Below are 2189 nucleotides of genomic sequence, written 5' to 3' on the forward strand. Positions count from 1 at the left end.
ATATGAATCCGGCAAATCTGCAATCTGATTATACCCTTTCCCTTCACCACCAACTTCCAATGTATAGCATCCGTTTACTTTAAAATCGCCTGTTTTTTTACCATACTCCACCTCATGCATATAGCCTAACTGATTCACAACAAACGTTTCACGCGCTGTACCTATCTTAACCGGATGGGAAGCCAAAGCGTAGAGCAGATTAGGATTATCCAGATATATCTTATCCGGCTTCTGCATCTTTTTAACAGAAAGCAAATCCGCATACAGCAGGCGGAGTAATTTGGCTCTTTCCAAGCTATTCAAATATTCTATTACCGTATTACGATGAATGCCAATTGTAGTTGATAATTTAGAAATATCCACTTCAAAAGGAACAGAAGTGGCCAGAATCCCCAATAGTGCTTTCAGCTTACGGACATTACCAATATCAACTCCACACAGTTGAGGCAGCTCCGACTCAATAATAAAATTAGTAACCTGCTCAATACTTGTATAATAATCCATCTGATTCTTTAAATAGAATGGATAATATCCATACTGCAAATATTCCTTGAAAAAAGCGAGAGGGCGACATACCTCGTTCACTCTTGAGCAAATATCTCCAGGAGAATTCAATACCTCTTCCAAAGTACATATCGGCAAATCCAACTGTTTATAAAACAGCATAAATTCCCGAAAAGAAAGTCCTTGCATCTCATAAGGAATACAACGCCTGGACAAGTCGGCATCTGCATTCAGTATATTAAGTAAAGAAGATGCACTAAATACAACCCGCAAATCAGGATACATATCATAAATCTCCTTTATCTCTTTGCTCCAAGTCGGGTACTTATGCACTTCATCCAAGAACAGGTGCTTACCACCGTGTTTATAAAAAGTATCCACCAATTCCAGTAAAGTATGATTAGAAAAATACACAGAATCCAGCGTACAGTAAAGCGCTTCCCGGTTATACACCTCATAATGCTGTTTTATATACTGCAACATTAACGTAGTCTTCCCAACACCTCGTGGTCCTCTTATAGCGATCAGTTGAGCATTCCAATTGATCCTATGCATGAGTGTGCGTACAATCTCAGTAGACGTAAGCATTAATAAACGGTCCTGCTTGGCAAATAGCGTCTCCATACATTCTTATATTTTAATTTCAGACTACAAATATAAGTATTTGCTGTTCGTAAACAGCAAAAATATCCTTTTTCTGCTGTTTACGAACAGCAAATTTCCTTTCAGCACTACCATCCGGGAATTTTGAGCGAATGCAAGCTCCCGTATACGGACCAATTCTGCTATCTCTTTTTCTCTGTTATAGAACTTCATACATTGTCTTTTATATCGCAACAGCCATTGATTCAACCGCTGTTGCAAAAACAAAAAGAAATATGGACTTATGCTATTTTGATTAAATAAAATTGTGGATTACACAGGGAAAACAAGATAATAAAGAAAGTGTTCCGTGTTTTTAAGAATCTTTGCTTGGAGAAATAGCGGAAAGGGCGTACCTCTGTTTGCATTCAAAGCAAACTTTAAAAAAGGGCATCAGTTATGGAAGAATATATAGCACCCAAAAGGAAACGCATCCCTTACGGCATGATGAACTTCGCCGTGATTCGCCGCGACGATTGTTATTATGTAGACAAAAACCGCTTTATTCCTATGATAGAAGATGTGGATAAGTTCTTCTTCTTCATCCGTCCCCGTCGTTTCGGCAAAAGTCTGACGGTAAATCTCTTCATCAATGAGTACGACCACTTTACCAATGCCATCTTCGCCGATCCTGAGAGTTTACATCGTTACACCAACGAGACGCATGGCGAAGGCTATTTGCGCGCCTTCTTCAACAAGGTGAAAGCAGGAACCTATTCCAGCATCAAGCGTTGTTTCATCACCGGCGTCAGCCCTGTTACGGTGGACGACCTCACCAGCGGCTTCAACAGCTGACCTATTATTCCACTACTATCCCCTTCAATCACACTGTTGATGAACTGATAGAGTTCGTGAGCAGCTTTATGCCTATCTACTGAGCACCTACGATGAAGCTGACCTTAATTTAGTTCTTTGTCCACGACTTCACCCTTGCCATGACAGCCCAAAACCGCTTTTACCGCTCCATTTCTGAACAAGATACGCAAGCCGGCTATGTTGATATATTCCTCTGTCCACTGCTGGAAATCTATTCCGATATGAAG

General features: G+C 40.3%; 1 protein-coding gene and 1 pseudogene. One reads left to right on the top strand and one right to left on the bottom strand.

Annotated features, from left to right (window positions below):
* The coding region (locus BACCELL_RS07000) for an ATP-binding protein (protein WP_007210955.1) at positions 1 to 1128 on the bottom strand (1128 nt) is incomplete at its 3' end.
* Positions 1129 to 1545: 417 nt separating this feature from the next.
* On the opposite strand from BACCELL_RS07000, the pseudogene BACCELL_RS25975 reads away from it, so the two are divergent.
* Positions 1546 to 2189: pseudogene (locus BACCELL_RS25975) on the top strand (AAA family ATPase); the annotation flags it as partial.

The organism is Bacteroides cellulosilyticus DSM 14838 (assembly GCF_000158035.1).
Lineage (GTDB): Bacteria > Bacteroidota > Bacteroidia > Bacteroidales > Bacteroidaceae > Bacteroides > Bacteroides cellulosilyticus.